Annotated in this window: 25 protein-coding genes and 1 tRNA gene; 20 read left to right on the top strand and 6 right to left on the bottom strand. The window is 27.9% G+C overall.

The window, feature by feature from the left end:
- The first annotated feature begins 21 nt into the window (after positions 1-21).
- The 3 genes from yajC to secF are packed head-to-tail and all read left to right on the top strand — an operon-like array spanning position 22 to position 2794.
- Positions 22-303 carry a preprotein translocase subunit YajC gene (gene yajC / locus AC8IG9_RS03860; protein ID WP_507425501.1) on the top strand — a complete coding sequence of 94 codons (282 nt, stop codon included), beginning with the start codon at positions 22-24 and terminating at the stop codon, positions 301-303.
- A gap of 6 nt (positions 304-309) precedes the next feature.
- Positions 310-1899 (top strand): protein translocase subunit SecD, encoded by a 1590-nt coding sequence (secD, locus tag AC8IG9_RS03865; RefSeq protein WP_507425502.1) that lies wholly within the window; start codon positions 310-312, stop codon positions 1897-1899.
- 1 nt (position 1900) lies between these two features.
- Complete coding sequence (gene secF / locus AC8IG9_RS03870) at positions 1901-2794, top strand: protein translocase subunit SecF (RefSeq protein ID WP_507425503.1); 894 nt, start codon at positions 1901-1903, stop codon at positions 2792-2794.
- Here the strand turns inward: secF and AC8IG9_RS03875 are convergent.
- Both AC8IG9_RS03875 and uvrA read right to left on the bottom strand, forming a co-directional pair.
- The gene (locus tag AC8IG9_RS03875; protein ID WP_507425504.1) at positions 2791-3390 is read right to left on the bottom strand and encodes a urate hydroxylase PuuD; all 600 of its coding nucleotides are present in this window, start codon (positions 3388-3390) and stop codon (positions 2791-2793) included. The genes secF and AC8IG9_RS03875 overlap by 4 nt on opposite strands.
- A gap of 29 nt (positions 3391-3419) precedes the next feature.
- Entirely contained in the window at positions 3420-6308 is a 2889-nt protein-coding gene (gene uvrA / locus AC8IG9_RS03880; RefSeq protein ID WP_507425505.1) for an excinuclease ABC subunit UvrA, read from the bottom strand.
- Between the two features lie 83 nt (positions 6309-6391).
- Here uvrA and ssb point away from each other — a divergent pair, with 83 nt between their 5' ends.
- Genes ssb through AC8IG9_RS03900 form a run of 4 tightly spaced genes read left to right on the top strand, consistent with a single transcriptional unit; the run spans position 6392 to position 10796 of the window.
- Positions 6392-6844, top strand: coding sequence for a single-stranded DNA-binding protein (gene ssb / locus AC8IG9_RS03885; protein WP_507425506.1), 453 nt, complete (start codon positions 6392-6394; stop codon positions 6842-6844).
- Between the two features lie 9 nt (positions 6845-6853).
- Complete coding sequence (gene gyrA, locus AC8IG9_RS03890) at positions 6854-9541, top strand: DNA gyrase subunit A (protein WP_507425507.1); 2688 nt, start codon at positions 6854-6856, stop codon at positions 9539-9541.
- The gene (locus tag AC8IG9_RS03895) at positions 9541-9825 is read left to right on the top strand and encodes an ETC complex I subunit (protein ID WP_507425508.1); all 285 of its coding nucleotides are present in this window, start codon (positions 9541-9543) and stop codon (positions 9823-9825) included. Before gyrA ends, AC8IG9_RS03895 begins: the two co-directional genes overlap by 1 nt.
- Positions 9825-10796, top strand: a complete 972-nt coding sequence (locus tag AC8IG9_RS03900; protein ID WP_507425509.1) for a putative transporter — start codon at positions 9825-9827, stop codon at positions 10794-10796. Before AC8IG9_RS03895 ends, AC8IG9_RS03900 begins: the two co-directional genes overlap by 1 nt.
- Here the strand turns inward: AC8IG9_RS03900 and AC8IG9_RS03905 are convergent.
- A complete protein-coding gene (locus tag AC8IG9_RS03905; RefSeq protein ID WP_507425510.1) occupies positions 10793-12862 on the bottom strand; it encodes an ATP-dependent DNA helicase RecG in 2070 nt (689 codons plus the stop codon). The two genes, AC8IG9_RS03900 and AC8IG9_RS03905, sit on opposite strands and share 4 nt — an antisense overlap.
- Before the next feature lie 39 nt (positions 12863-12901).
- Here AC8IG9_RS03905 and AC8IG9_RS03910 point away from each other — a divergent pair, with 39 nt between their 5' ends.
- Positions 12902-13159: a succinate dehydrogenase assembly factor 2 gene (locus AC8IG9_RS03910; RefSeq protein WP_507425511.1), complete on the top strand. Its 258-nt coding sequence runs from the start codon at positions 12902-12904 to the stop codon at positions 13157-13159.
- A gap of 92 nt (positions 13160-13251) precedes the next feature.
- Here AC8IG9_RS03910 and AC8IG9_RS03915 read toward each other — a convergent pair.
- Positions 13252-13341, bottom strand: a tRNA-Ser gene (locus AC8IG9_RS03915).
- A gap of 42 nt (positions 13342-13383) precedes the next feature.
- Here AC8IG9_RS03915 and AC8IG9_RS03920 point away from each other — a divergent pair.
- The 9 genes from AC8IG9_RS03920 to AC8IG9_RS03960 are packed head-to-tail and all read left to right on the top strand — an operon-like array spanning position 13384 to position 22975.
- Positions 13384-14379 (top strand): lytic murein transglycosylase, encoded by a 996-nt coding sequence (locus AC8IG9_RS03920; protein ID WP_507425512.1) that lies wholly within the window; start codon positions 13384-13386, stop codon positions 14377-14379.
- Position 14380: 1 nt separating this feature from the next.
- A complete protein-coding gene (locus AC8IG9_RS03925) occupies positions 14381-15085 on the top strand; it encodes a hypothetical protein (RefSeq protein WP_507425513.1) in 705 nt (234 codons plus the stop codon).
- Positions 15082-16242 carry a D-alanyl-D-alanine carboxypeptidase family protein gene (locus AC8IG9_RS03930; RefSeq protein WP_507425514.1) on the top strand — a complete coding sequence of 387 codons (1161 nt, stop codon included), beginning with the start codon at positions 15082-15084 and terminating at the stop codon, positions 16240-16242. The genes AC8IG9_RS03925 and AC8IG9_RS03930 overlap by 4 nt, the downstream gene beginning before the upstream one ends.
- On the top strand, positions 16233-16874 hold the full coding sequence (gene tmk, locus AC8IG9_RS03935; protein ID WP_507425515.1) for a dTMP kinase: 642 nt from the start codon (positions 16233-16235) through the stop codon (positions 16872-16874). Before AC8IG9_RS03930 ends, tmk begins: the two co-directional genes overlap by 10 nt.
- Positions 16861-17802 (top strand): DNA polymerase III delta subunit-related protein, encoded by a 942-nt coding sequence (locus AC8IG9_RS03940; RefSeq protein WP_507425516.1) that lies wholly within the window; start codon positions 16861-16863, stop codon positions 17800-17802. Before tmk ends, AC8IG9_RS03940 begins: the two co-directional genes overlap by 14 nt.
- On the top strand, positions 17802-19322 hold the full coding sequence (metG, locus tag AC8IG9_RS03945; RefSeq protein WP_507425517.1) for a methionine--tRNA ligase: 1521 nt from the start codon (positions 17802-17804) through the stop codon (positions 19320-19322). The genes AC8IG9_RS03940 and metG overlap by 1 nt, the downstream gene beginning before the upstream one ends.
- Positions 19319-20089: a TatD family hydrolase gene (locus AC8IG9_RS03950; protein ID WP_507425518.1), complete on the top strand. Its 771-nt coding sequence runs from the start codon at positions 19319-19321 to the stop codon at positions 20087-20089. Before metG ends, AC8IG9_RS03950 begins: the two co-directional genes overlap by 4 nt.
- Positions 20076-20861 (top strand): MBL fold metallo-hydrolase, encoded by a 786-nt coding sequence (locus AC8IG9_RS03955; protein ID WP_507425519.1) that lies wholly within the window; start codon positions 20076-20078, stop codon positions 20859-20861. The genes AC8IG9_RS03950 and AC8IG9_RS03955 overlap by 14 nt, the downstream gene beginning before the upstream one ends.
- Entirely contained in the window at positions 20861-22975 is a 2115-nt protein-coding gene (locus tag AC8IG9_RS03960) for a glycosyltransferase (RefSeq protein ID WP_507425520.1), read from the top strand. Before AC8IG9_RS03955 ends, AC8IG9_RS03960 begins: the two co-directional genes overlap by 1 nt.
- Before the next feature lie 22 nt (positions 22976-22997).
- Here the strand turns inward: AC8IG9_RS03960 and AC8IG9_RS03965 are convergent, their stop codons facing one another.
- Entirely contained in the window at positions 22998-23915 is a 918-nt protein-coding gene (locus AC8IG9_RS03965) for a site-specific integrase (RefSeq protein ID WP_507425521.1), read from the bottom strand.
- A 310-nt stretch (positions 23916-24225) separates the two neighbouring features.
- On the opposite strand from AC8IG9_RS03965, the gene AC8IG9_RS03970 reads away from it, so the two are divergent.
- Entirely contained in the window at positions 24226-24315 is a 90-nt protein-coding gene (locus AC8IG9_RS03970) for a hypothetical protein (protein ID WP_507425904.1), read from the top strand.
- 234 nt (positions 24316-24549) lie between these two features.
- Positions 24550-25413 carry a DMT family transporter gene (locus AC8IG9_RS03975; RefSeq protein WP_507425522.1) on the top strand — a complete coding sequence of 288 codons (864 nt, stop codon included), beginning with the start codon at positions 24550-24552 and terminating at the stop codon, positions 25411-25413.
- Positions 25414-25423: 10 nt separating this feature from the next.
- Here the strand turns inward: AC8IG9_RS03975 and AC8IG9_RS03980 are convergent, their stop codons facing one another.
- The gene (locus tag AC8IG9_RS03980; RefSeq protein ID WP_507425523.1) at positions 25424-26032 is read right to left on the bottom strand and encodes a DUF502 domain-containing protein; all 609 of its coding nucleotides are present in this window, start codon (positions 26030-26032) and stop codon (positions 25424-25426) included.
- Between the two features lie 59 nt (positions 26033-26091).
- Between AC8IG9_RS03980 and AC8IG9_RS03985 the strand changes: the two genes are divergently transcribed.
- A complete protein-coding gene (locus tag AC8IG9_RS03985) occupies positions 26092-26916 on the top strand; it encodes a M48 family metallopeptidase (protein WP_507425524.1) in 825 nt (274 codons plus the stop codon).
- Positions 26917-26930: the final 14 nt, after the last annotated feature.

The following is a 26930-nucleotide window of genomic DNA, read 5'->3' on the forward strand; positions in this document are numbered from 1 at the left end:
TCTAGTATATTTAAACTCGCTATGTCTATTGCTGCACTTGGTCAATTTGTTCCTTTAATATTAATTTTTGTTATTTTTTATTTTTTATTAATCAGACCTCAACAAAAAAGAGTTGCTGAACATAAATCAATGATTTCAAAATTAACTAGAGGCGACAGCGTTGTTACAGCTGGCGGTATCATTGGTAAGATTTCCAGAGTAATTGACGAAGAAAAAGTAGAATTAGAAGTATCAGATAACGTTAATGTTAAAGTTATCAAATCAACAATTTCACAAGTTCTTTCCAAATCAGAAACTAAGTAATTTTTAGTGTTAAATTTTTCTAGATTAAAGATAAGTTTAGTCTTTCTTACAGTTTTATTCTTTTTTTATATCTTTTTAGGAAATTTTTTTACATCAGACAAATATAAATTTTTTTTAGACAAAAAAGTAAATTTAGGACTAGATTTACAGGGAGGCTCTTATTTACTTTTAGAAGTTGATATTAATCCTTTAGTAGCAAAAAAAATCGATGACAAAGCAACCGAATTAAAAAAACAACTTAAAAATTCAAATATTAATTACAAAAATTTTAATATTAGTGCTGAGAAAATTTCTTTTGAAATTCAAGATTCTAAATTTAAAGATGGAACTATTAATATAATTAATGATTTAAATGGAAAAAAAAGTTTTTTCAATCCTATGGGTAGCAAAACAACTGAAAATTATAATAAAGAAATATTTTATAAAGTTGAGAAAGATACTTTTGTTATTCAATTCACTCCTGAATTTATTAAACATGTTAAACAAGACGCTATTAATCAATCTTTAGAAGTAGTAAGAAAAAGAATTGATCAACTTGGAACAAAAGAGCCTAATATTGTTCAAAAAGGTGAAAACAGAATATTGGTTGAACTCCCTGGGTTAACTGATCCTTCTCATTTTAAAAATATTCTTGGAAAAACTGCTCAACTTAATTTTAGATTTGTAAGATCGCAAAATAACTCTTCTCCAGATAATTCTGGATATGAGAAATATAAGTATAAATCTATTGGCTCTACTTTAGAAGTTGAAAAAAAAATAATCTTAACAGGAGAGAATTTAAAAGATGCTCAACCCGGATATGATAATAATACTAATGGAACTGTTGTTAGTTTTAAATTAGATGGAGTGGGGGCTGCAAAATTTGCTGCTGCTACAAAAGAGAATGTTGGAAGATCTTTAGCGATTATACTGGATAATGAAATTCTTAGCGCCCCAGTGATAAGAGAACCAATTTTAACTGGTAGCGGACAAATATCTGGAAGTTTTACTGTTGAAGAGGCAAATCAATTATCCATACTGCTTAGATCTGGAGCCTTACCAGCACCTATGAAAATAGTAGAAGAAAGAACAGTTGGTTCTGACCTTGGTGAAGATTCCGTTAAGTATGGAGTGATATCTTTTATTTCAGGATTTTTACTAGTCGCTCTTTATATTATTTATGAATATAAAATTTTTGGCGTTTTCGCTGATATATGTCTTTTGCTAAACGTAATAATTTTAGCTGCCGTACTATCTTTATTTGGATCTACACTAACTCTACCTGGAATAGCAGGCATTGTTTTAACGACTGGAATGTCAGTTGATACGAACGTGATAATTTATGAAAGATTAAGAGAGGAATTCAAAATAGAAAAATCAATGATCATAGCAACTGATGCTGCTTACAGAAGATCATTATTAACCATAATAGATACACATCTTACGACATTAATAGCTGGAATAATATTATTTTACCTGGGAAGCGGTCCAGTTAGAGGCTTTGCTTTAACTTTAATCATAGGATTGGTTTCATCTTTCTTTACAGCATTTACTGTCAGTCGATTAATGGTTGGAAAATATGTTTTGGCAAATAAAGATAGCGAATTAAAAATTTAATATGACAAATTATAATTTTTTAAAATATAAAAAGTTCTTCGTTTCTTTGTCTACAGTTATGACAATTGGATGCTTGTTAATTATTTTAATTAAAGGTTTTAATTATGGAGTAGATTTTAAAGGGGGTACAGTTATAGAAATTAGAACTGAAAAAAATATCCACGTTGAAGAAATTAGAAGCTCTATATCAAAGTTAAATATTAATAATTACACAGTTAAAGAATTTGGCGCTGCAAATAATTTTGAAATTTCAATGGAAAATAGCATTAATAATAATGAATTTGTTAACAGTATTAAAAATAATCTTGAAAAAGATTTAAAACAAAAAATTTCTATTAGAAAAGTTGAAACTGTTGGTCCTAAAGTTGGAGGTGAATTGATTAAATCAGCAATATATGCATTGTTATTTGGATTTATAGCTATTTTTATTTATTTATGGTTTAGATTTGAATGGCAATTTAGCCTAGGAGGTATCGTCGCTCTATTTCACGACACTATAATCACTGCGGGTATTTTTTCGTTATTTAATTTAAAGTTCGATCTTACAATTATTGCTGCCTTACTTACTATTATTGGTTACTCAATAAATGATACTGTAATTATTTATGATAGAATAAGAGAGAATTTAAAAAAAGATAGCGTTTCTAATTTAACTGATTTGATAAATAAGTCGTTAAACGAAACTCTTTCCAGAACCCTTAAAACCTCTGGTGCAACTTTACTTTCGATTGTTGCAGTTTTAATTTTCGGAGGAGAAGTTCTTAGAGGTTTTGCATTTGCGATTACATTTGGAATTATTTTTGGAACTTATTCTTCGATATATGTGGCCTCACCAATCGTGATGTTTTTTAATATAAAAAGAGATTGGTCAGTTAAAATTGATAATACGCCTTAATAAAGATTTTGAGCTATAACCATAGTTAGAAGCATAGGAATAGACAAAAAGGCGTTCATTCTAGATGTAAGCATTGCAATTCTTGCTGATTTAGCTTTTCTCTCAGGATCGCATTCAACAATACCCAAGGCTCTTTTTTGATTTGGCCAAATAATAAACCAAACATTAAATGCCATAATTATTCCAAGCCACATACCAATTCCTATTGTTACATTTTTTGGAGCCCCTTTAAAAGCCAATGCTTCATGGATGTAGCCGTTAAGATATCCTGTAATTAGACCGGTAATGATTGTAGAAAGAGCAGCCCAACGAAACCAAAATAAAGCTGCAGGAGCTATTATTTTTCCAATAGCAGGTTTTTGTTCATCTGGAATTTTAGGCATGCTCGGTATTTGAACAAAATTAAAATACCACAATAGACCTATCCACATAACACCTGACAAAACATGTAAATATCTAAATATGGCACTCCAGAAATATCTATCATTTGCCCAGCCATCATTTATGTAAAATAAAATTCCAAAAAATATTAGAGTAGCAATAACTGAACTTAGAATTGTTTTAGGAAGAGATTGTAAAATATTGCTGATTCCCATGAATTGATACTAACATAAAATATGACGATTTAAGCAATTTTTTTTGAAGTATTTTTAGATAAGATTTTCTTTAAAAATTCACCTGTATAACTACCTTTTATGCGAGAAACATCTTCTGGAGTACCTTCGGCAACAATTTTCCCTCCCTTAACCCCTCCTTCGGGTCCCATGTCAATTATCCAGTCAGCAGTTTTTATAACATCTAAATTATGCTCAATTACAACAACTGTATTTCCTTTATTTACAAAAGTATGAAGGACTTCTAATAATTTTTTTACATCGTGGATATGAAGACCAGTTGTTGGTTCATCAAGAATATAAATAGTTCTTCCCGTTGCTCTTTTAGAAAGTTCTTTTGCTAATTTTATTCTTTGAGCTTCGCCACCAGACAAAGTAGTCGCCTGTTGCCCAATTTTAATGTAGCCAAGTCCAACTTTTTGTAAAGTTAAAAGCTTATCTCTAATAGATGATATATTTTCAAAAAATATAACACCTTCATCGACAGTCATATTTAAAACATCTGCAATATTTTTGTCTTTAAATCTAATTTCTAGAGTTTCTCTATTGTAACGGTTTCCTTTACAGACGTCACACTGCACATAAACATCTGGTAAAAAATGCATTTCATAAGTAATAACCCCATCCCCCTCACATGCTTCACATCTTCCTCCTTTAACGTTAAAAGAAAATCTTCCAGGCTTATAACCTCTTGCTTTTGAATCCGGTAAGTTAACAAACCATTCTCTAATAACTGTAAAAGCACCAGAGTAAGTAGCTGGATTTGATCTTGGCGTTCTTCCTATTGGAGACTGGTCAATATCAATTATTTTATCTAAATATTCATATCCTTGTATTCCTTTAAAAGGTTTTGGCATATTCTTAGATATTGTTTTGTTTATCATTAAATTCAAAGCCCTATAGAGAGTGTGCAAAATAAATGTTGATTTTCCGCTTCCTGAAACGCCGGTTACAGCAGTAAATGTTCCTAACGGAATTTTTGCTGTAACGTTTTGTAAATTATTTCCAGTGGCTCCGCTTAAAGTTAAATATCTTCCGTCTTTAGCTTTTTTTCTTGATTGAGGTAGAGATATATATTTTTTGCCAGATAAATATTGTCCAGTTATACTATTTTCGTTTGCCTTAATTTGCTCTGGAGTTCCTGATGCAATAATTTTTCCACCTTCGGTTCCAGCTCCAGGGCCAAGATCAATAATATGATCAGAACTAAGCATTGCCTCTTCATCATGCTCAACAACTATAACTGTATTTCCTAGATCCCTTAGTCTTTTGAGGGCATTTAATAATTTAATATTATCTTTTTGATGAAGCCCTATAGAAGGTTCATCTAAGACATATAACACACCAGTTAAACCTGAGCCAATTTGTGATGCCAATCTTATTCTTTGAGATTCACCACCAGATAAAGTTCCGGATGATCGTGATAAATTTAAATAATCAAGTCCTACATTTATTAAAAAAGTTAATCTTTCATTTATTTCTTTAAGAATATGTATTGAAATTTTATTTTCTTTTTCTGTTAGGTGGTTATGAAGATCAGCAAACCAGTCATAAGCATTCTGAATTGACATTTTTGAAACTTCACTAATGTTTAATTCTTTTATTTTTACTGAAAGAGCCTCTTCTTTAAGCCTCATTCCTTTACATCTCTCGCATTCTGTTTCATTTTGAAATTGAGAAATTTCCTCTCTTTTCCAATCGCTATCTGTCTCTAAATACCGTCTTTCTAAATTATTAACTACACCTTCAAATGATTTTTTGTTTGAGTACTTTTCATATCCATCATCATAAGAAAATTTTATTTCTTCTTCTCCAGACCCATACAAAATAATATCTTGAATTTTTTTTGACAAATTTCTCCAAGGCTCTTCTAGTGAAAAATCATAATGTTTTGCTAATGAAGCTAAAGTTTGGGCATAATAAAGTGTAGAAGTTGAAGCCCAAGGAAGAATCGCACCATCTATTAAACTTTTTTTGTCATTTGGAATAACTAATTTTGGATCTATATATAAATCAACACCAATTCCTTCGCATTCAGGACAGGCGCCATAAGGACTGTTAAATGAAAACAATCTTGGTTCTATTTCTTCTATAGTGAAACCGCTTTCTGGGCATGCAAATTTAGAAGAAAATACTATTTTTTCAATTTTTTTAAATTCTTTTGGAAGATTTTCATTTGTAAAATCCACATAAACAAGTCCATCAGAAAGAGATAATGTAGTTTCAATGCTTTCAGCAATTCTCTGTTGTTCATTTTTATCATTAATAAAACCATCAACATATATATCGATGTCGTGTTTTAGATTTTTATTTAAAATTGGAGCTTCATCAATTTCATAAATCTTTCCATCAACTCTCGCTTTTTGAAATCCTCTTTTTTTATATCCAAGTAATTCTTTTTTATATTCTCCTTTTCTTCCTCTCACTATGGGTGCATAAATTTGAACTTTGGATTGTTTAGGAAGACCTAATATACGATCTACCATTTCTGAAACTGTTTGAGATTTAATAGGCTTTCCAGTAAATGGAGAATAAGGAATGCCAACTCTTGCGTAAAGAACGCGCATATAATCATAGATTTCGGTTACAGTTGCAACAATTGATCTTGGATTTTTTGAAGTAGTTTTTTGTTCAATTGATATAGCGGGGGATAAACCTTCTATTAAATCAACATCTGGTTTTCTCATTCTATCCAAGAATTGACGTGCGTAAGCTGATAAACTTTCTACATATCTTCTTTGACCTTCAGCATAGATTGTATCGAAAGCTAAAGATGATTTTCCTGATCCTGATAAACCTGTAATCGTTATTAATTTATCCCTTGGAATCTCTAATGAAATATTTTTTAAATTATGCTCTCTAGCTCCTTTAATGACGATTTTTGTGACGGTATTACTCATTTTTTTTAGTAAATTTTATTCTTTTAATTTGAATAGTCTGATATAATAAACCTTAATTCTTTGTTCAAAAAAAGATCTATATTATGGCAGGTAGTTTAAATAAAGTTTTATTAATAGGCAGAATTGGAAACGATCCTGAAATTAAGCAAATGCAGAATGGCAAAAGTGTTGCAAGATTAAGCGTTGCAACCTCTGAGTCTTGGAAAGATAAGAGTACGGGTGAACGTAAAGAAAAAACAGAGTGGCATAGAGTTGTTATATTTAATGAAGGTTTGGTAAGTGTTGTTCAAAAATATTTAAAAAAAGGTGCCCAGGTTTACATAGAGGGTCAATTAAACACCAATAAATACACTGATAGCAACGGACAAGAAAAATATAGCACACAAGTAGTTCTGCAGGGTTACAATTCAACTTTAACAATGTTAGGCGGAAAAAGCTCCTCATCTAGTGAAGGTGGCAAGTTAGAGGGTAGCCAATTACCATCTGACGATATGCCTGATATTTCTCAAGATCCAGACGATAAAGTACCCTTTTAAATTTGCTTCATGAGTGAAGATTTAAATCAAGAAATTCCAAAAAATAAAAAATATAATTCTGTTCAAATTGTTGATGAGATGAAGACCTCATACTTATCGTACGCTATGAGCGTTATAATAAGCAGAGCTCTTCCAGACGCAAGAGATGGGTTAAAGCCAGTTCATAGAAGAATAATTTACGCTATGTATAAGGGTGGCTACGACTGGTCAAAGCAATTTAGAAAATCAGCAAGAGTAGTAGGGGATGTGATTGGTAAATATCACCCTCACGGAGATCAGGCTGTTTATGATGCTTTAGTGAGGTTAGCCCAAGATTTTTCTATGAGTGTAAAATTATTAGATGGACAAGGAAATTTTGGCTCGATGGACGGTGATAGAGCTGCCGCTATGCGTTATACCGAAACAAGATTAGCAAAAATTTCAGAATTTTTAGTCGCTGACATTGAAAAAAATACAATTGATTATCAAAACAATTATGACGATACAGAATTAGAACCAACAGTACTACCCGCACAGTTCCCAAATTTATTGGTAAATGGGGCGGGTGGTATTGCGGTTGGAATGGCAACAAATATCCCACCTCATAATCTTGGAGAAATTATTGACGGAACGCTTGCCTATATTGATAAAAATGACATTTCTATTGATGAACTAATTAAATTAATCCCAGGCCCTGATTTTCCTACAGGAGGATTAATAATCGGAAAAGATGTAATAAAGACTGGATACAAAACAGGCAGAGGATCTATAAAAATAAGAGGCGAGATTGATACAGAGGAAGAAAAAAAAGATAAAACATTAATCGTAATTAAATCAGTTCCATTTCAAACAAATAAATCCCTTTTAATTGAAAAAATTGCATTACTTGTTAGAGAAAAAAAAATTGAAGGTATATCTGACATAAGAGACGAGTCTAATAAAGAAGGAGTTAGAATAGTTATTGAATTAAAGAGAGGGGTATCTAGCGAAGTTATTATTAATCAACTTTATAAATATTCACCCATAGAGTCATCGTTTGGATTTAATACTTTAGCAATTCTCAATGGTAAACCAGAATTATTAAACTTAAAACAATTTATAAAAGTTTTTGTAGATTTTAGAGAAAAAGTTTTAATCAAAAGAACTTTATTTGATTTAAAAAAAGCTAAAGATCGAGTTCATATTTTAATTGGTCTTTTTATAGCAATCGAAAATATTGATGAAATTATATCGATTATTCGCAAATCAAAAAATCCAAATGAAGCTAAAACAACACTTCAGAACAAACAATGGAGTTTCGAAAAATCAAAAATTAATAAAGATGTTTTGGATGTTAGTGATTTATCTAATAAAGACCAGTACCATTTGTCAGATTACCAAGTAAAAGCAATTTTAGAGTTAAGACTTCAAAAACTTACCGGTATTGGACATGAGGAAATAAACCAAGAAATTAGCGATTTTTACAAACTTATAGTTCAATATAAAAAAATTCTTAACGATAGAAACGCATTGTTAACGCAAATTAAAGATGAACTTAAAGATATCAAAGCAAAATTTGCAACTCCAAGAAAAACTAAAATTATAAACCAGGTTGGTAGTTTTGATATTGAGGACGTAGTTCAAAAAGAAGATGTAATTATTACAATCACAAATAAAGGATATATTAAAAGAAGTCCTTTAAGCTCAGTTAAAGTTCAGAAAAGAGGTGGTAAGGGAAAAACAGGAATAACAACAAGGGATGAGGATTTCGTAAATCAAATATTTACTGCAAACACACATACACCAATTCTTTTCTTTACTTCGAAAGGTATTGTTTACAAATTAAAAGCTTGGAAAATTCCAGAAGGGTCTAATCAATCCAAAGGTAAAGCACTTAATAACATTCTTGCTTTGAAGGAAGGCCATATAATTACTTCAATTATGCCGTTGCCTAGTGATGAATCTTTATGGGCTAATATGAAAATTATATTTGCTACATCAAATGGGAAAGTTAGAAAAAATAGTCTTTTAGATTTTGAAAGTATTCAGACTACTGGAAAAATTGCAATAAAATTAGAAGATAACGATTCAATAGCTGGAATAAAAATTTTAGATGATGATGACGATTTTTTATTAAGTTCAGAACACGGAAAATCTTTAAGAGTGCAATCAAAAAAGTTAAGAATTTTCAAAGGAAGATCATCAAAAGGAATTAAGGGCATGTCCTTAAAAAAAGATGACAAGATTATTTCTTTATCAATTCTAAAAAGTGTAAAAATTACATCTGAGGAGGCCAAATCTTACATAAAAGTATCTAGATTAGAAAAAGATGCTGAAGAAACTCCAGATGATGAATTAGATAATACTAAAATTGTAAAATTATCAAAAAAACAACTTGATGAATTTAAAAATAAAGAACAATACATTTTAACTATAACAGAAAATGGCTATGGAAAACGCTCTTCTGCTTACGAGTATAGAGTAAGTGGTAGAGGCGGACAGGGAATTATTAATATCATTGCCTCAGAAAGAAATGGGAATGTATCATCAACTTTTACAATCAATCATGAAGATCAAATTATGTTAATTACTGATAAAGGTCAGATGATAAGATGTAACGTAAAAGATATTAGAATTACTGGTAGAAATACTCAAGGAGTTAGAATTTTTAATCTTTCAGAAAATGAAAAAGTAGTTTCTGCAGCAAGGATTGAAGATGCTTCCGAGGAAAGTAATTAATGATTCAAAAAGCTAAAATTTATCAACCTTCAAAAACAGCTATGCAATCTGGAAAGGCTAGAACAAAATTTTGGGTTTTAGAGTTTGAAAAATCCAACTCAAGTAAAGATTTTGTTATGGGTTGGACCTCATCATCAAACACAAATGAACAAGTAAAACTAAAATTTGAAACACAGGAACAGGCAATAAAGTATGCTGAACAAAATAATATACAATTTGTTTTGATAGCAACTAAACCCAATAAGCTTATTATTAAAGCTTATGCAGATAATTTTTTAAAATAATGTTTAAGAGTTTTTTTTTTAATAAAAAATGGGTTTTTTGGTCTTGGGGTGGAGGTTTGTTATTAATTTTTTCGTTACTAATTCAGGTATCAATAACTGTTAAAATTAATGAATGGTATAAGGGTTTTTATGATTTGTTACAAAACGCAACAAAAAGTAACATTTTAGAATTTTGGGATAAAATTTATATCTTTTGTTATTTGGCCTTCCCTTACGTTCTTCTTGCGACTTTTACTTCTTTTTTTACGCGTGTTTATTCTCTTCGTTGGCGAGAAGCTATAACTTATGAATACATTCCGTTGTGGAAAAATAGCACTGAAAATATAGAAGGGGCATCACAAAGAATTCAAGAAGATACTAGTAGATTTGCAAAAATTGTTGAAAGCTTAGGCCTTCAAGTTATCAGAGCCATTATGACATTAATTGCCTTCATACCAATACTATGGGGACTTTCTTCCGGGATCCGAATTGAATTTTTAAAACAATTTCCAGGATCTTTAGTCTGGGTATCGTTATTTGTCAGTTTAGGTGGATTAATAATAAGCTGGTTTGTAGGAATTAAATTACCTGGCCTTGAATATAACAATCAAAAAGTAGAAGCTACATTTAGAAAAGAATTAGTGTACGGAGAAGATGATAGGATTAATTATGCAAAACCAGACACTGTTTTTGAGTTATTTTCGGGCATAAAATTTAACTATCACAGACTTTTTTTTAATTATGGATATTTTGATGTTTGGGTTAATTTGTATGACCAATTCATGGTTATTGTTCCGTATTTAGTGATGGCACCTAGTTTATTTGCGGGAGCAATAACTCTAGGCGTTATAATTCAAATATCAAATGCATTTCAAAGAGTGCATAATAGTTTCTCTTTATTTATTAATCAGTGGACTACTATTACAGAATTAAGATCAATTTTCCGAAGATTAAACGAATTTGAGATCGCGATAGGTTATAAAAAAAATTAGCCGGTATCTATAATATTGAGTATTTGATCTTTTTTAAAAAATTTAAGTAGAACATTAAATTTATCAATTGATAAATTCTCATTAGTGTAAAAATCAATTTCTTGTTTTGCGAGCTCAAACAAATGTGAGTGATACATCGGGTCCGCAACAATAAAATCTTTATCACCACTTTGTTTGTAACCAACAATATCTCCAAATCCTCTTAGTTTAAGATCTTGTTCGGATATATAAAACCCATCATTAGAATCTTTAAGAATTTTTAGTCTTTTTTTTCCGTTTTCACTTATTGATTTTGAATATATTAAAATGCATTCACCATCTTCAGTTCCTCTGCCAACCCTACCTCTTAATTGATGAAGTTGAGCAAGACCAAATCTTTCCGAGTTTTCAATTATGATAGTATTTGCATTTTGATTGTCGACACCAACTTCAACTACGGTTGTTGATATTAATATTAAAAACTTATTATCCAGGAAGTCCTTCATTACTATATTTTTTTCATCATTTTTAAGATTACCATGCATAATCCCAATATTTTCTGGAAAATATTTTTTTAAATATTCAAGTCTTTCTACAACTGGGGTTAATTTTACTTTTTTACTTTCTTCAATTAAAGGACAAACCCAATATATTTGCTGCTTATTTTCAATTTTTTTTTTAATTAAATTAATTAATTCCGGTATTTTATTTTCTGAAATAATATTTGTTATTATTTTAGTTTTTTTAAATGGCTTTTCTTTTAGTGTAGAAACATCCATGTCACCATAAGTTGATAAAATTAAAGTCCGAGGTATTGGAGTTGCGCTCATTAAAAGGACATCACAATTCAAACCTCCTTTTTCTGAAAGGTTAATTCTTTGTTTAACTCCAAATTTATGCTGTTCGTCAATAATGATTAGTCCCAATTTATTAAATAAAACAGATTCTTGAAATAAAGAATGTGTTCCTACTAAAAGATCAATTTTTCCATTAATGAGTTTTTTTTTTATCTCCGTTTGAATATTTTTTTTTACACTGCTACTTAAAATTTCAATTCTAATATTTATATCTTTTGTTACTGTTTTGATCAAATTTAAATGTTGTGTTGCTAATATTTCAGTAGGGCACATCAAAGCAACCTGAAAACCAGAAGCTATAACATTTACTGCTGATATAATTGAAATAATCGTTTTGCCAGAACCAACATCCCCCTGAAGCAATCTTAACATCTTTTTATCTTTTTTAAGACCTTCTTCGATTTCTTTTATAATAATTTCTTGATCTTTAGTTAGAGTGAAAGGAAGTTTTTTTAATATTTTTAATTTATATTCTGATGAGAAAAATTTAGGTTCTTTATATATTGTTAAATTTTTTTTTTTTATTAAAGAAAAAATTAACAAATTAGAAAATATTTCATCAAATGATATTCTTTCGTAAGCTAGTGAATTTTTATTTAAGTCTTCTATTTTTTTTGGGCTATGAAGTTGAATTAAAGAATCTTTAAAACTTGCCCATTTATTATTTTTAATAATAATATCTCTGTGCAACTCTGGGACGTCTGGTATTTGTTTCGTAATGTTTTCATATATTTTATTTACAGTTTTATTAGAAATTCCTTTTAAGGAACTATAAGTTGGCATTATTTTACTAATTTTATCCTCATTGTTAACGGAAGTTACATAGTCAGGATTAGTTATTTGGTATTTATTTTTATAAATATTAATTTTTCCACTTATAATAACCTCGGTATTTAGTGGTAAAATTTCTTTGATATAATTTTCCCTGGAATTAAAAAAAACAATATTTATTTCTCCAGTGTCATCAAAGCATTGAACAGTATTTGGCAGCCTTCTTATTCTTGGAAAATTGTATTTTTTAACCCTAACAAATATAGTGCTAATTTTACCAACTTCTAGATTGTTTAACTTTGGGCAATGCGTTCTGTCTATTAAGCCGTATGGAAAATTGAAGATTAAATCCGCATTAGATACAATCTTTTTTTCATTAAATAGCTTTTGTATCTTTGGTCCTATTCCCTTTATTTTGGAAATTGGATTAAAAAAAAAATTGAAATTATTCTCTATCATTTAAAGACTTATTTTATTTAATATATATATATATTAGATATGGATAATTTAATAAAAAAACTTTTATACCGATCTAATCACAGAGGAACAAAAGAGATGGATTTGTTAATTGGTGGATTTGCAAAAGAAAATTTGGAATCATTAAATGCAGAAGAACTAAAAGAATTTGAGTTAATATTAAATTACACCGACAAAAAACTAAATTCTTGGCTAGTTGATAATAAAACAGATTCTGACTTAGAAAAATTTTCTATATCTAAAAAAATTAAAGAATTTAAATTAATTCTCGATAAATAATCTTATCCACAAACAGGCAAAGTATTGTTACTTTATTTTAAAAAAATGAAGCAAATAAATTTTTTAAAAAGATATATTTATCAATGGTTTTTTGGCGGAGAGGGTGGGATTTGAACCCACGAACGAGTTGCCCCGTTGCTAGTTTTCAAGACTAGTGCTTTCAACCGCTCAGCCACCTCTCCGTGTTTAATGACTTTAAATATTGGCTATGTTAAAAAAAAGTAATGAATATTTATCCTAAATTCAAAATATTTCTAATTATTTATTTATTTACAACGCTTAATATTAGTATCGCCTTATCAAACGAAAAGTTTGATGAGTGGTTAGTTGGCTTTAAAAGTAGAGCTATAAGCCAAGGCATTTCAAAAGAAACTGTTGAAAATTCTTTAAAAAACGTCAAATTTTTAGAAAGAATAGTTACCTTAGATAGAAAGCAACCTGAGTTTTTTGAAAAAACCTATGAATATTTAGACAAAAGAGTGGATGAAAAAAAGATCCAAACTGCAAAAAATTTGTTAAATGAAAATTTAGACTTGTTTGAAAAAGTTAGTAATAAATTCAAAGTAGATAAAGAAGTATTAGTTGCTTTATGGGGGATAGAAACTAATTTTGGAGTTAATAAAGGAAAGGTTGATATAATATCTGCTTTATCAACACTTTCATTTGATAATAGAAGACCCGAATACTTTGAAAAAGAATTAATTATACTTCTTAAGCTTATAGACAATAAAACATTAAAATATGAAAGCCTTTACGGTTCCTGGGCTGGAGCAATTGGTAACTTTCAATTTATGCCATCAACAATTCAAAAGTATGCTGTCAATTTTGATTCATCACCTGATATTGATTTAATAAACTCATTTCAAGATTCATTAGCATCCGCGGCTAATTATCTTCATACGATAGGATGGACGCAAAAAGAAACTTGGGGATTTGAATTAAAAAATAATCAAAGTTTTGATAAGAAACTAATAAATACAGACTCAAGAAATCTACAAAATAAAATATCAATTTTAAATTTAAAATCGTTAGGTTTTAAAAATAAAAATAATAGCGAAATAATAATTTCAGAAAAAAAAGAAGGATGGATAATTAGACCTGATGGTGAGGATGGACCAATTTATATTGTTTTTGATAATTTTTTAAAATTGTTAGAGTGGAATAGATCTTTGAGATTTGCAATAACGGTGGGGACACTTTCTGATAAAATTAAGTTATAGAATGAAAAAAAATTTTTTTTTTTTATTTTTTTTTTTAATTTATTCATGTCAGAATTTTAACCAGGCAAATTTCACTTACGAAAAAATTGGCTTTGCCGGTCGCTTAGCGGATAGCAAAAATAATATTTTAGGATTGAATAATCTTTTAGAAGATGAGTCTATTCATTCTTCTATACCGTTTAATACTCAAGTTAAAATAACTAATCTTATAAACAATAAAAGCTTAATCTTAAAAATTGATAAAAATTCTACTTACAATAATGGAAGGGAAATTCTTATATCAAAAAAATATTTCGATTTACTTGAATTGAGTAATAAATTCCCATTAATAAAAATCGAAACAATTAGAGTTAACAAAACTTTTACAGCAGAGACAGCAAAAATTTTTGAAGAAGAAAAAAAAGTTGTTCAAAACATTGAAACACAAAGTGTTGATGTAGTTGATCTATCTAGAAATAACCCATCTAAAGATAATTTATCAAAAATAATAATAATTTATTATGGTGACTTTTCTTACAAAAATAGCGCAACAGATTTCGCAAACTCTTTAAAAAAGGAGTTAAAAAATATTAATCCAAATATACTTCAGATAAATAAAAAGTTTAGAGTGGAGGCTCTTTCAATTAACAATGTTGATGAATTTGATATTTTTTTTAACAAAATAACAAATACTAAATTTCAAAATTATAATATAAGCGTTAAATGATTTTTAGGGTAATTTTATTTCTTTCAGTAATTTTTATTTTATTTTGTAACAATTCATTTTGTCAAGTTTTCATTCCTGACAAAGTAAAATACGGAATTGTGATAGATCATTTTAGTGGCGCAACATTAGCTCAAAAAAATGCAGATACTAAAATTTCACCAGCTTCTTTGACAAAGATTATGACCGCTGTAATAGTTTTTGATCAACTCAAAAATAAAAAAATTAAATTAAAAGATCAGTTTACGGTTTCAAAAAAAGCATGGAACTCAACTAAGTCTGGCGAATCCACAATGTTTTTAGTACCGGGAGATAAAGTTTCTGTTGAAGATTTATTAAGAGGATTGATTATTGTTTCTGGAGTTGACGCCTCCATAGTTTTAGCGGAAGGAATATCTGGTTCTGAAGATCAGTTTGCATTGTTAATGAACGCTAAAGCTAAAGAAATTAATATGAGTAGTACTAATTTTAGCAATTCATCAGGAACTTTTAGTAAAGAAAACTATTCAACTGTAAGAGATATAGCTTTGCTATCGTCTTATTTAATAAATAATTATCAAGAATATTATAAATATTTTAAAGAAAAAGATTTTGCATGGGTTAGAACAGGTGGCAATCCAGTAAAACAAGAAAATCGTAATGTATTATTATTCATGGATGAAAGTGTAGATGGAATAAAAACAGGACATCTTGCTGACAGTAAATACTCTATTGCCGTTACTAAGAAGAAAGATAACAAAAGAATAATAGTTGTAATAAGTGGTTTATCCACAGTGTCATCCCGAGCTGAATCTGCCAAATTGTTATTAAATAGTGCTTTTAATAAAATTGACCTTATAAAAATTCCCTATGACAAAGATAAATTCAGAATAAAAATATGGAATGGAAGCTCTTCTTATTTGGATGTGAGAGGTAGAAACAAGGATGGTATATTTTTTAATCTACCTAAAAATTTAAAAAATACGAAAATTAAAATGGAACTAGAATACGAATATCCATTATCAATACCTATTAAAAAATATGATAAAGTGGCAGTTCTCAGAGTTTATAATAATAAAGAAGTAGTTTATTCAGAAGATCTGTTTGCACAGAAAGATATTGGGGAAAAAAATAGATTTTTTAAAGGAATTCAAAATATTAATTATTATTTATGGCGATAAAAAAAGGTTTTTTTATCTGCTTTGAAGGTGTTGAGGGCTCAGGAAAGTCAACGCAGGCAAAGTTATTGTATAAGTTTATCAAAAAAAACATAAGCAAAAATGTAATACTAACCAGAGAGCCTGGCGGAACATTGTTCTCAGAAAAAATAAGGGATCTGATGCTGGATAACAAAACTAAAGTTAATCCCTTAACAGAGTTTTTTTTATTAATGGCAGCAAGAAATGAACACATTGTTAACAAAATAAATTTTTATCTTAAAAAAAACTTTATTATAGTTTGTGACAGGTTTTTTTATTCGACTTTAGCTTACCAGCATTATTTGGAGGGTATGGATAAAAAATTTATATTTAATATTCAAAAAAAAATTTTTAATAAAGTTCACCCAAATATTACTTTTTTGATTGATTTAAATAAAAAAGAATCAAAATCTAGAATTAAAAAAAGATCAAAAAGAACAAACAGATTCGATAGATTATCAAATTATCATTTTAACAAAATAAGAAATGGTTTTTTAAAAATATCAAAAATTTATAAAAATAAAATAATTTTAATTAATGGTAGTAAATCGATGAATGAAATTAAGAATGAAATTAATAACAAAACTTTAAAACTATTAAATGCAAAACGTTAATTTTTTAAATATTGAGGAATTAAATAAATCTCAGAGGTTATTATATGGTCATGATGATTTATTTAAAAAACTAACAAGTTTATACAAAATAAAAAAGCTACCTAATAAGATTATATTTAGTGGATTCGATGGAGTAGGGAAGGCTACTTTTGTTTATCATTTAATAAATGTTATTTTATCAAGTCAAGAAGAAAATTCTTATAATCTTTCTGAAAAAAAAATTTTAGAAACCAATAAAAGTTATTTAGATTTGATTAATAATGTTAATTTTAATTTAAAGCATTTAAAAGTAGATGATTTTAAAAAAATAATTTCAATAGAAGAAACTAGAGAAATAATAAATTTTTTTAATAAATCATCAATTAATAATAAGCCAAAAATTTTTTTTCTAGAAGGCGCAGAAAATCTTAATAAAAGCTCCTCAAACTCAATCTTAAAAGTTTTAGAAGAATTACCAGAAAATAATTATTTTTTTATTTCACATATTGAAAATAAAAAAATATTGGAAACAATTAAATCCAGATGTTTTAATTACAGACTTTTTGTTAGTTCCAAGGAAAGTAAAATTATAAAAGAAAAGTTAATAGCTCAATTTGACGCTAGTGACACCATTATTCCCAATTTAACGCCTGGAATAAACCTTAAAATAAGTCTTTTGTTTAAAGAACTAGACCTACAAAAAAAAGATTTTTCGAAACAAATACTAGCTATCCAAAGTTATTATTTAGAAGAAAAATATAACAAAGTATTAGATTTAATGCATGTATATATTGAAAATTACTTCGCTAACAATATAGAAAAAAATAATTTTTTTAAAAATTTTAGAATAAGAAGTAAAATTAATAATATTATTCATAATATTAATTCAATTAATAACGAGATTAAAAGTAGTTTTTATGAAATTAATCTTTTACTAGGCATCAAATAATGAAAAACTTTTACCTCACTACACCTATTTATTACCCTTCAGCAAAACCACATATGGGCCATGCTTATTCGAGCATATCAGCTGATGTCATAGCTAGATTTAAAAGAATTGAAGGCTATAAAGTTAATTTTTTAACAGGAACGGACGAGCACGGTCTTAAAATTCAAAGAGCTGCTGAACAACAAAAAAAAAATCCAAAAGATTTTTGCGATGAAATTTCTAAAAACTTTATTGATCTTGCAAAAAAATTAAATCTTACAAATACTGATTTTATAAGAACTACAGAAGTTAGACACAAAAAAACTGTTACTAAACTGTGGAGCATTCTTGAAGAAAAAAAAGAAATTTATATTTCTAAATATTCTGGTTGGTATTCCGTATCTGATGAAGCGTTTTATACAGAGGATGAAATTGAAACTAAATCTGATCCTAAAATTTCTAAGATCTCAGGATCAAAAGTTGAGTGGATGGAAGAAGAATCTTATTTTTTTAGACTTTCAAAATGGCAAGAACCGTTATTAAAATATTACGAAGATAATCCTGATTTTATTTCTCCAACAAGTAGAAAGAATGAAGTTATTAGCTTTGTTAAAAGTGGACTAAAAGATCTTTCAATTAGCAGAACTTCTTTTAAGTGGGGAATACCAGTTCCGAATAATGATAAACATATAATCTATGTTTGGCTTGACGCTCTCACTAACTACATAAGCGCTTTGGATTATTTTGAAAAAGTTAATAAAAATGAATTTTGGCCTGCAGATGTTCATATTATAGGAAAAGATATTATTAGATTCCATTGTGTTTATTGGCCAGCTTTTTTATTGGCGGCTGGGATTACTCCACCAAAAAAAGTTTTTGCTCATGGATGGATTCTCTCTGGAGAGGAAAAAATGTCTAAATCAAAAGGAAATATTCTAGATCCTTTAGAGATTATTGAAAATTACGGCTTAGATGAAATTAGATATTATTTAATGAAAGAAGTTATTTATGGCGAGGACGGAAAGATAACTCCGGAAAATTTAATTAATTGCATTAATAGCGATTTAGCTAACAATATTGGAAATTTATATCAAAGAGTATGTTCAATTCTTCACAGTAAGTTAAATTCTACAATTCCAAAATGTCAACCAACAGAAAATACTGACTTGAAAATATTAAATTTAGTTGAGGAGAATTTAGATTCATTAATTAAGACTTTTAATAAATTTGAAATTCACAATTATTTGAAAAATATTATCCAATTAAGTTCTGAAGTTAATAAATATGTAAATGATTCTGCTCCCTGGTCTATTAAAGAAGACAATCTAGAAAAAAGAAACGTAATAATATATGTGGTTTTAGATTTTATTAGAAAAATATCTATACTACTTCAACCAATCATACCTGAAAAAACTAAAATAATACTAGATTCATTAGATGTTAATGAAAATGATAGATATATAAAAAATATCAATAAGAATTTTGCTCTTAAGCAAGATAATAAAATTAAAAAAATAAATATTTTATTCAAAAAACAATGATTATAGATTCACATTGTCACCTTGATTATGAACCTTTAATTAACAATATAGATCAAGTTTTATTAAACGCAAAAAAAAATAATATTACAAAATTACTGACTATTGGAACAAGTTTTGAAAGTTCTATTAAAGTTTTAAATATAGTCGAAAAATACGAAAATGTTTATGGGGCGTTAGGAATTCATCCTAATTCCACAACTGGCAATTTAGATAAATTAAATAGTATTCTTGAACTTAAAAAAAAAAGTAAAAAAATAATAGCTTTTGGCGAAACGGGATTGGATTATTTTTATAAACATAGTAAAAAAAAAGATCAGATTGTTTCATTTGAAAAACATGTTGATTTTTCAGCTGTTGAGGGTGTGCCTGTGATTGTTCATACTAGAGAAGCAGATAATGATACTATTTCTGTAATTAAAAAAAACTATGACAAGGCTAATTTTTTAATACACTGTTTTACCGGTACACTAGATTTTGCAAAAAAACTATTAGATTTGAATTGTTTATTATCATTCAGCGGAATAATTACTTTTAAAAAATCTGAAGAATTAAGAAAAGTTGTAAAATATGTTCCTTTGGACAGAATGTTAATAGAGACAGATTCGCCATATTTAAGTCCTGATCCATTCAGAGGTAAGAGTAATGAGCCTGCGAATGTAAAAATTGTGGCTGAAACCGTTGCATTAATTAAACAAACAAATTTTGAATTAATTGCAAATTCTACAACAGATAATTTTCAAAATTTTTTTTTTAATGAAAAAAACTGAAGTTATTTTGTTAGGAAGTGGGAGTTCATTAGGTGTTCCAAGAATAGATGGTTATTGGGGCAAAGTTAATAAAAAAAATAAAAAAAATCATAGAATGAGATGCTCTTTATTTATCAAATACAAAGGTATGAATATAATTATAGACACTTCGCCAGATATAAAAAATCAAGTTCTTAAAAATAAAATTAAAAAAATTGATTTCGTTGTTTATACTCATGATCATGCTGATCAAACCCATGGTATTAATGAGCTTAGACCATTTTTTTGGCTTAATAAAAAAAAAATACCTATTTACGCTGACAAAGAAACATCAAGTTATTTAATGCATTCTTTTAAATACCTGTTTGTGAAGCAAAGCAAATATTATAAACCCATATTAAAAATGAATATTATTAAGAATAGTTTTTATTTAAAAAAAAATAAAAGCGTTATCCAGATAAAAAAAATAGAAGTTAAACATGGAGACATAAATGCTAATGGATATTTATTTAATAATATAGCTTACATAAGTGACTGCAGTTCAATATCAAGCAAATCTTTAAAAAAACTTACTAATTTAAAATTATTAATCATAGATTGTTTAAAATTTAAAGCTCACGCTACTCATTTAAATTTTAAAAAATGTTTATCTTATATAAAAATATTAAAACCTAAAAAAACTATACTTACTAATTTACACAGCGACATAGATTATTTGTCATTTAAGAAAAAATTATCAAAAATATCTAAAACAATAATTCCTGGATACGATGGATTAAAGGTTGTTATATAATGAGCAAAAATACAGAAATCGCAATATTATTGCCTAGCAAAGAGGATTATTCAAAAGACTTTGCTGCTGCAGCTTCAATTTGGATAAAAGATTTTAATAGAGGTGCACTAGTTAAAAAAACAACAATTTACGGAAAGGCTAAATCTTTACCTTATTTATCAGAAAATTTTGTTAATTTAAATAATGAATCTTTAATAGATAATAGTTATTTTTATTTAAATAGTTTTATTAAAAGATTACCAAAAAATACAAAAGTAATTGAAATTCATAACAGGCCAAATTATTTTTTTTCTCTTAAAAAAAAAGTTACTAATATAAAATTTATATTAGTATTTCATAATGATCCTAATTTATTAAAAGGATCAAGATCAATTAATGAAAAAATAGCAATTTTAGAAAATTGTGATGAAATTATTTTTGCAAGTTCTTATATAAAAGAAAGATTTTATTATAATATGAATAATTATTTAAAGCAGAAGGGAAGAGTGATCTATCCTTCAAGCAATTACTATAACCATAATTTTAATAAAAAGATTAAAAAGAAAAAAATTATTATTTTTGTTGGAAAACTTAATATATCTAAGGGGTATAATATATTTGGTGATGCAGTTCTTAAAGTTTTAAACAAGTATAAAGATTGGCAAGCTATAGTTGCCGGAAATGAAAAAAGGGAATCTTATAATTTTAACCATGAGAGACTTAAATTCTATAATTGGATTTCTCATGATAAAATTATTAATTTTTATAAAAAGTCCTCTATTTCTATCGTTCCATCTATTTGGGAAGAGCCGTTCGGTCGAACAGCTATGGAATCCTCAGATTTGGGTAATGCTGTAATAACATCGGGCAGGGGTGGATTAAAAGAAACATCCTTTAAACCAATTATTCTTAAAAAATTAGATGCCATTTCTATTGAAAAAGAAATTATAAAATTAATTAAAAGTCCAAAATTATTAAATAGAATACAAAATTTTAACTATAGAAATAAAAAAATTAATTACTTAGATAATCTTAATGTAATAAATTCCATAAAACAGAATCTTCTCTTAAAAAAAAAAAAAAAACTTACTAATTCTAATAATAGAATATTACATATTGCAAATTTTGATGAAAAAACTCATCATAGATTATATAATATTAATATAGCCGATAAAATTAGCAATGGTTTTGCTAAAAATAACATATCGACAATTAATTTTAGTGATAGATCTTATATTAAAAGTAAATTTTTTTTATATGCTTTAGAAAATGAAGTCAAAAATATTGTTAGAAATTATAATCCTAATCTAATTTTATTAGGTCAAACAAATTTATTGTCCTTGTCTTTTTTGCAGGAAATTAAATTTTCTAATCCAGGTTTAAGGATAGCCTTTTGGTATGAAGACTCAGTTAATAAGAATGGACCTGATTTTAATAAAAATATATCATTTTTAGAGAAGTATAAATCAGTTGTGGATCAGTATTTTGTAACAACTAACAAACATCACGTTCATACCTCTATCCCTAAAAATAAATTAAATTACATGCCTGTACCATGTTCAGTATCAGCGGAAAATCTAGATTTATACAAATTAAAAAATCATGAATTTGATATTTTTTTTGCATCTAGTCACGGGGTAAACAGGGGGGGTCTTAAAAAAAATAAAATAGATGAAAGATATAATTTTTTAAAATTGCTTTTAGAAAAATCTAAAAATATTACTTATAATTTATTTGGTTATAATAATATTTCTCCTATATGGGGAGATAAATTTTTTGATGAAATTTCAAAATGCAGATTTGGGCTAAATTTAAGCAGGGGAAATCCTATAAAACATTACTCTAGTAACAGAATCGCAACATTTATTGCAAATGGAATCCCTACTTTATTAGATCAGAATACTAAATTTAATGACTTTTTTTCTAATAAGGAAGTAATTTTTTATAAAAATATTGATGATTTGATTAATAAAATTCATTTTTATAAAAAAAACGAAAAAGCAAGAGTAAAAATAGGATTAAATGGAAAGAAAAAGTACTTCAAAATATTTAACAATCAAATTGTCGCAGATTATATTCTATGTAAAACTTTGAAATTAAAACCAAATTTTAAATATGTGTGGGAGCAATATTAAAGAATAAACGTTAGAAATTATATTATAAATCTATTTTTGATAAAGCGTTATTTTTAAATAAATTAGACTCTTTTATATACCTTCTTACCATTTGAGTAGTTTTGTGACCCGTCATATTCATAATACTTTTTTCATCAGCCCCTGATCCTGCCGCTACTGTTGCAAAACCAGATCTCAAACTATGTCCAGAGTATTTTTTTGAATCAAATCCAGCTGCGGATAAATATTTTTTAATTAAAATTGCTACCATTTTATCTGAGATATCGAAGACAAAACCTTTTTTTAATTCAGAGATTTCAATCCATTTTTTTAAAAAAATAACGGGGCAAAAATTTTCATCTTTAAAATAGGGTATAGCCTTAATCATTCCTTCTCCTGATTGATCAGTTTTAGATCTTTTGATAAAAATTTTTACACCTTCTTTTGTAAACTCCAAGTCTTCATGATCAATATTAACAAGCTCAGATCTTCTAAAGCCACCTGAAAATCCAATTAATATTAAGGCTTTGTCTCTATTCTTTCTTGATTCATCTTTTTCTGATTTTTCAATAATATTAATAATTTCTTTTAACTCGTTAATTAAAATTGGTTTTTTAGATTTCTGAAATACACCCTTTTTTCTTTGTATTCCCATTAAATTTTCAATAATAAGTGGATGTTTAATATCTATATAGAGCCCTTTAACCTTGTGAATTACACTAATAGAAGCCAATCTACGTTTTAATGTACTTACTTTTGAAGTTGATGACAGTTGAGTTATATAGAACGAAACAACCTTAGGCTGAGCTGGTAATGCATTAAAATTGTTTTTTTTGCAAAAATCAAGAAAGTGGTTAAAGTCAGATTTGTAAGCTCTAATTGTATTGGCTGATTTGGACGATTTAATATTGTCCAAAGTCTCTATTTCAATAGAACTCAAATCTTTAACTAAATTTGACATAAATTTCCGATAACCTTTAATTATCGGAAATATTAATACAACCATAAATTGATGTCAATATCTAACAAAACAGTTATTTATCATTATAATGCTACTTAAATTTGATAACTTTTAAATTAAGCTCAATTTAAATAACTCTGAAACAGCAATTAAATTAGCCAAATTAAGCTCATTTAAGGCTCAAATAAACACTTGGGGCGAAGAGATATGCTTCTAGACCACTAATCTAGGAATTAAACCAGATTAAAAAGCTAGAGATATATTCACTTTTGGCGAAGTTGCTCACTGGTATGAAGGTCATTCAATAGCAATTGGCTTTGGAAAAACGCCAGTTTCTATAGAAAACGAAATAAGACTAGTCTCAAAAGTCAATGTTTTCGCTATTTTATCACATCCATAAAAATACTTAATAATCTCAAAAAGCTTAATAAAAATGATAAATTAAGCATCATAATATAAGTATTTATGTTATTTAAAAAAGTGTTATAAAACATATACTTAATTATATAACTTAAAGTATTACATTAGTATATAGTATACATTATAATATAATAAATAATACGCACTTTCTGTTTTTTTTATCCATACTTGAGACTACCTAATTAGTTAATAAAGCACTATTAAGTTAATAATAATGTCGATTTTAAATAGTATTAGCATCGTAATAATTTTTAGCATTACTTGGTCCAGTGCATTTATTGTAGGAAAAATAGGCTTATTTTACATAAATGAATACGCTTTGCTTTCATCACGTTTCTTTATTGCTTCTTTAATTCTCCTGCCGGTCTGGCTTATTAAGAAAAATATTAAAAATAAAAAAGGGATAATAAAAGATGGAATTATATTGGGGTTGTTAAATAACGTGATTTATTTAGGACTTATTTTTTCTTCTTTAAATTACATTTCTCCAGAATTAGTGACTATCATTGCAAGCTGCTCTCCTTTTATAACATGCATTATTGTATGGATTACAAAAGTTGAAAAATTTAGTTACACAGTTTTACTTGGTATAATATTAGGTTTTCTTGGAGTTTTATTAATAACTACTTATCGTCCAGTTGGAAGTATTGAACCTATTGGGATTTTACAAGCATTTGTAGGAACTGTAGGTTTTTCAATTGCAACTATTTATTATAAAAAAAATTCCATATCTCATAATCCTCAGCTAATTAATTTTTGGCAATCGATTACTGCTGCCGTAGTCTTGCTACCGTTTGCCCTATATTTCACAAAGGAAAACACAGTGATAACAAAAGAATTAATTTTATCAATTTTATATTTAGTCATTGTAGTAACTATTGGAAGTATGTGGTTGTGGTTAATTATTATTAAAAACTTAGGAGCGTCCGTAGCTTCCAGCGCTCATCTTTTAAATCCAGCTATTGGGTTAATATTAGCCTATATTTTCTTTCAAAAAGAATTTTTGCTTACCGATTGGATAGGAATTTTAGTAATTACAACAGGTCTTTTTATAGTAACTCGTTTCAAAAAAAATTAAAAGAAATAGACTATTTAAGCTCCCCTATCGCTCCAACGGAAATAATAAACTTCATAGCATTTTCGAAATTCATATTTAAATAAATAATATCTTTTTTTGGAATTAAAACTAAAAAACCACTAGTTGGATTTGGCGTTGTTGGAATAAAAACATTTACTAACGTGTCGTTAATTTTTGAAGATATCGGCTTACTATTCTCATTTGTAGCAAACCCTACAGCCCAAGAACCTGATCTTGGAAACTCGATAAGAACAACTTTTTTATTGTTAGAGCCATCTTCTGCTGACTTAAAACTTTTAGTAAATTGAGTTGCTCCAGAATAAACTGAGCGTAAAACTGGTATTTTTTCTAATAAATGTTCACCCAAAGATAATATTTTTTTTCCAAAATAACTCAATGAAACAAAGCCTATTAACACTGTGATTAAGACAGCTATCAATATTTCTAATCCCGGAATTCTAAAAGTAAGATACTTGTTAGGGTTAATAGCATCAGGAACAATACGAGAAAAAATATCGACAACAAAAAATGTTAGATATATTGTTACAAATATTGGTATTAAGGTTATTATCCCAGCTAAAAAATAATTTCTAAGCTTTGTAATTAAAGATGCATTCATGATAACTTTATAAAAATTAACATTTTATTACCAAGATTCATAATTAAAATATTAAAAGAATGAATAGAAGAGATTTTTTATCCATATCAGGCTGTTGTTGTGGTGGTTTTTTATTAACAAGTTGTGCCACTGCTCCACTTACAGGAAGGCAACAATTAACCATATTGCCTGAGTCTATGATTAATAGTCAAGCAATAGGAGCTTACAAACAAGTAAAAGCTAAAGCAAAATTGATTACTGATAAAGATAAATTGGATCCAATAGTCGCTGTTGGAAATAAAATTGAAAAAGCTATTAAACATTACTTCAAAAGTAAAAATTTAAAAGATCCAACAGAGCATTACGATTGGGAGTATATTTTAATTGATGAGCCAAAAACTTTAAACGCTTGGTGCATGCCTGGAGGAAAAATTGCAGTATACACAGGAATTCTTGAAATTACGAAAGATGACGATGGTCTCGCTATTGTTATGGGTCATGAGATTGGTCATGCTGTCGCTAGACATTCATTAGAAAGAGCAAGCGCAGCCTTGGCTGTGAACGTTGGCGCTATAGCTGCGGATATATTTACCGGTGGAGCGGTAAGTAGAACTATGAATACTATAGGACAAACTGGTTTTGATCCAATAAGTATCGGTATTTTTAATCCTTTTAGTCGTCAACAAGAGTCTGAGGCTGATTATTTAGGAATAATATTTGCAAATCTTTGTGGCTACGATATTTCAGCTTCAATTAAAGTTTGGGAACGTATGCAGGAAAAAATGAAAGGAAAAGAAATTCCTCAATTTTTAAGTACCCACCCTTCTTCTGGAACTAGAATTAATGATTTAAGATTATTAATTCCTAAAGTTAAAATCGAATACCCCAAAATTGAAAATCTGTAGATTACTAATTAAAT

The sequence above is a fragment of the Candidatus Allofontibacter sp. genome, assembly GCF_040404065.1.
Taxonomy (GTDB): Bacteria; Pseudomonadota; Alphaproteobacteria; order Pelagibacterales; family Pelagibacteraceae; genus Fontibacterium.